The following is a 4,750-nucleotide window of genomic DNA, read 5'->3' on the forward strand; positions in this document are numbered from 1 at the left end:
TCGCAAGTTGCAAAAACTTCAACTAAAGTTTTTGATACTTGTATTATCTCAGATTCAGGTGGGTTTGAACAGGTACATGTGGTTTACCACTTACGAATATGCTGGTGCTGAATGAGTACAGACCGACTACGCATATAGCCAGCAATAAAGCCAATAACTTCTTCTTTTTCTTCATTTTCTTTCCTTCTTCCCACACTGTTTTCTGTAATAACCTTGGAATCAAGGCAATAAAAAAAATTGCCCATAATAAGGCAACTGGCAATCTGCACATACAAACCATCGCAATGAAAAATAACACTTTCCTTCTTACTCACACAGACCCTGTAGTTTTGCGTCACCGAATCACCTCGGCTTTGCTTTTTACCCCTCTATGTTACACCTATGCCAGACTATTTTCAAGAGCAATGCATGAAATTTTGTGCAAAATAACCGCCGGTAAACCGCCGCCTGCGGATAGAAAATCCCCCTGCGACCACGAGGGCCGCAAGGGGAAATCTGATAATCTTTAGTTTCCAGCTATGCTATCTAGTCGTTATTTTCTCTTTTGCGCAGTCCGACATATAATCCCGCAAGGGCCACACCGGATGCTCCGAGTATTCCAGCCCACAATCCCAGATTGTTATTGTCGCCGGTCTTGACTCCAGCTGATTTATTATTGGATGGAGTATCGGAATCCGAGCCTGTGTCAGTCTGAGGTTCATCGGTCTTATTATCCTCGCCCGGCTCATCGGTTCCGCCTGCATTACGATAGTAGTTCAGCGTCAAAGTATTGCTTGCTGCATCGAATACTGCTATCTTGGACATTTCCGACTTGTCAGCGTCTATGAAGTAGCTGTTTCCGTCGTAGGTTGCCCATGCGTCCTCAGGAGTTACCGTAAGCGGATCGCCTACCTGAACTGCAGTTGCTGTCTTGACTTCTACTGCGGTCGCATTATCCTGAGTATAGGTTGCGCCCTCATCATTGCTCGTGTAGTAATTAGCCACTACATTGTAGGTGGTATTCTGAACTACAGGAGGCTGTGCTTTGTACTCATATGTATTAGTGATGTCCGAGAACATGTCTCTATCAGCGTTTGCAATTTCGGTCTTATATCCGCTGACCTCTGCTTCTTTTACGTAATAATATACCTCATTTCCATCTTCGTACTTCGGCAGATTCATTACGCGCGTCCACTTATTAAAGTCATTGGTACCGTCTTCTTTCGCCGACATAGTAATTGTCTCAACAAAGGTTCCATAAGGCTTCTCTGTATCAACCGTCATTGCTCTTGCTACTTCTCTTACAACGACCTTATAAATATCAACGGTTATCGTATCAGGACGTGAATTGTATGAATTGCTATTATCTGCCCAGATCTTGTTGATTGTGAATTCTGTCGTTTCCTTGTATGTATTGGCGAATACCTGATGTTCAGTAGTTATTACTGGTTCCGCTGCCGTCAGTTTGCCACTTCCCTTGTCAGATACTGTAATACTTACAATGATTGGCTCAGTATCGTAAGTGACATCCTTCTGTTTGTCATTTACCTCTGTGATCTTGTAATAATATGTGCCAACATCAGTAAATGTCAGATACTTAAACTCAACCTTACCATTTGCATCATTAGTAGCTGTCATATATTCCGCACCAGTGGCTTCAGTATTACCGAAAGCATCAGTCACTTCAATTGCTTTGAAGGTAAACTGTCCGGCTGTCATGACATTAATTCCATTCAGTAATTTCCCTACAGTCAAAGTATACGGATCTGTATCTTCTGCATCGTATGAATTTTTGAATTCAACAGCTTCAATTTCTTTGCCCTGGACTTCATTATCATAATGATAATAGGTGATCGTCTCCTTGAGCTGGCCTTCAACGTCCTTCACATCTACCATCACCAGGTATTTGTGGCTGTCATAATCGTAGCCGGCTTTCTGTCCTTTGACCTCACTGAGTGTGTAATAGTATGTACCTGCTTCTTTGTACGTCTTAGCAAAAGATATGCTGCTGTCGTCATTATTAACTACCTCAGGACTTGATCCCGGTGCTACATAATATTTGCCATTGTTCTCTGTAACTTCGCTAAGTTCAAATTCAAATATGTTGTCCTCTGTGAATGTCCATCCTGAAAGGTTCTTAGTAGCATTGATCTTAACATCTACTGGTTTAGGTGCATACTCATTCACGAACTTCTCCACATTGCCAGCATTATCCTTCGGATAAGTCGGTGTCGCTTTCAGTTTACCAGCATTATCTTGGTCAGCTGCAACGTCTACCTTGACAATGATAGTATCACTATCGTACTTAACACCTGTCTGAACCGGATCATCCTTCACTTCAGTAATAGCATAGTAGTGTGTGCCTGCCTCGCTATAGCTTATTGGTGCAAAGGTAACTTTGCTGGCATCGTTTTCCACGCCGTTTGTTGTAGTAATAGCTTCAGCATCGTCGAGTGCATTGCCATCCTTATCACATTCTATTGCCTGAAATTTAAACTGTCCACTTAGCAATGTCTTCCCAGTAAGTTCCTTAGTCACGCTCAATGCCAAACTGTCCGCATCCGGAGTATAATCATAATACAGATCTATAGTGTTGGATGCTGGAGCTTCAATTATTTTAAGGCTCGTATTATTGTCACTGCCACCGTACTTTGCCTTAGAATATGTATATCCTGCTTTAGCTCCATTATTGATCATATCGGTTGTAGCAGTCATATCCGTGCATCCTACTATGGCCGTAGCTGTTGCAGCCTTAGTAGCATCCTTCGTGTATGTGCCCTTATCATCGCCATAATAGTAATTCACAGTGTAATGAGTCACATTAAGAGTAGGCACTTCAAATTTTAACGATTTAGCTTGGTCTTTACCCTCGCTGTCCTTCACTGTGTAATTCAGCTCGGCGCTGTTATTGGTTGCTACCTGTGTAAGAACGCTGCCTCTGTCACCTGTAAGCTTATCAAGGTCAAGCTTCACATAGTAAGTCAGCGTATAGTCGCCTGCTTTCAGATCGCCGTCACAAAGTGTCCATGTATAAGTATCACCTGTTTGGGTAACTGTGTTGCCGGACGTTCCTGTAGGTGCCGTTGTAACAGCAGTACTATATCCCTCACTCACATATGGAGTGAAAGTGAAATTCTTAGTTGCATCTGTGCCTGAATCAGATCCCACTATGTCAGTGACTTTTGCCGCAGTTCCCGCTGCAACTTCAACTATCTGCCCGGCGATCTTGCTGAATACCGCTGTCAGATCACTGCCTGCATTATATGAATTATTTGCATCAGCTACGCTGTTCATAACCTTTTGCGCATATCCATTAGCGTTCACATGGAAGCCTATTGAATAAAGTGTGTTCCCATCAGTTTTAGCCAGGTATGCCTCACTGACTGTTCCATAGCCGTTATTGGATATTCTCATTGAGTTATCTTTATAAACCGTATCACCAACATTTACATCAATAGCATAATGGTGATGTCCTTCCTTGTAATAATAGTATCCCTCATGCTGCTCACCCCAAAACCAATCGTACCACGGCTTCTGGTATTTTATCTGATGATAATTGCCCCTACTATCCTTATATAGATAATCTGTCAGGTTGGTGTCCTTGGTAACCTTGATAGCTGTGTATTTCACACCTCCAGCAATGTAACTGTCATTTCCTTCTAATTCATAGTCACCGCCGTTGCCAACTCTGTTATCATAATTAAATGCTGTAATTCTGTAAGGCCACTCTGAACTATTATAGTTATTCCCTGCGTCAGCAGCGCTGACTGCAGCCGTCCCCTTATAACTGTACGTAGGCTCGCCGTCACTCAGGACAACTATAAATTTATTGTCAATTTTATTATTCAGGCTTTTAACCTCAGCGCTCATTAATGCCCTGGCCTGATGTATGCCAGCCTGAATATTGGTTCCTCCATCAGCATTCAAACTATCTATACTTTCATGTAAATCACTTTTGCTGCTGGAAAAATCAATATCGGTTGTAGCTGCGCCTGCATAAGATACTATGGCAACTTTAACGTCTGCGTTCTGCGCAGCGAGAATCTTGTCAACGAAATTTTTTGCTGATTTCTTCAAGCTGCTCATCTTGCCATATTCATTCATGCTGCCAGAACGGTCGATTACGAGTACTACTCTCGTGGTTTTAGTTTCTACCTTCTGTGTAGTGTCTACATGAACTTTTAGATTCACCTGGGCAATGCCCTGGTCTTTGTCTGCCCACTTTGCTTCTTTGGTAGTTGTAACTGGATCAGTATTCTTTTCATTAGCTTGACCGGTTGTCGCAAATATTGATCCTATGCTGCCGAATGTGTACATGCCGGCAACTGCTACCGCAAGCAAAAGAGTCAATAATTTCTTTCTCATCTTTTACCTCCAATAATCAATCCACAATAACTTAATTCAATGAAAATAGCTGCTCCTTCTTCGAACTGATAAAAATAAGCAGTCAGACTTGAGTTTTAATACTGAGAGCAAAAACTTATTATCCATTACTGCTTAAACACACGATTCCTTAACTTACTGAAATTATAAGCCTTTGCAGTTATAGAAGGGTTAAAAAATCATACTATAAGTGCTAATATTGTGAATTTTCTGTTGTATTTGTTGGAATTTCAATAAATTATTTTTTGTGCGAAACCCTCCGTGAACGTATGTTCTTCAGCCGCCAAAAATAAGGGTATCCAAAGTTATTTGGGGGCAAAATAAATTCCACAAACTGGAATGATATGGAATAGTCTTACAAACTTTTTGGGGGCTGGAGTTGGGGGCA

Annotated in this window: 2 protein-coding genes and 1 riboswitch; both genes read right to left on the minus strand. The window is 41.7% G+C overall.

Annotated elements, in window-relative coordinates; all coding sequences use genetic code 11:
- Positions 1 to 43: 43 nt before the first annotated feature.
- Entirely contained in the window at positions 44 to 175 is a 132-nt protein-coding gene (locus EV211_RS11015; protein WP_279222034.1) for a hypothetical protein, read from the minus strand.
- 72 nt (positions 176 to 247) lie between these two features.
- Positions 248 to 368: riboswitch (cyclic di-GMP riboswitch) on the minus strand.
- Between the two features lie 157 nt (positions 369 to 525).
- The gene (locus EV211_RS10445; protein ID WP_133529377.1) at positions 526 to 4,344 is read right to left on the minus strand and encodes a Spy0128 family protein; all 3,819 of its coding nucleotides are present in this window, start codon (positions 4,342 to 4,344) and stop codon (positions 526 to 528) included.
- Positions 4,345 to 4,750: the final 406 nt, after the last annotated feature.

Origin of the sequence: Aminicella lysinilytica (assembly GCF_004362975.1) — a bacterium.
GTDB lineage: Bacteria > Bacillota > Clostridia > Peptostreptococcales > Anaerovoracaceae > Aminicella > Aminicella lysinilytica.

What these genes read in the sequence shown, in the direction of transcription:
- EV211_RS11015 (WP_279222034.1), bottom strand. Translation starts at nt 175, where the DNA reads ATGAAGAAAAAGAAGAAGTTATTGGCTTTATTGCTGGCTATATGCGTA.
- EV211_RS10445 (WP_133529377.1), bottom strand. Translation starts at nt 4,344, where the DNA reads ATGAGAAAGAAATTATTGACTCTTTTGCTTGCGGTAGCAGTTGCCGGC.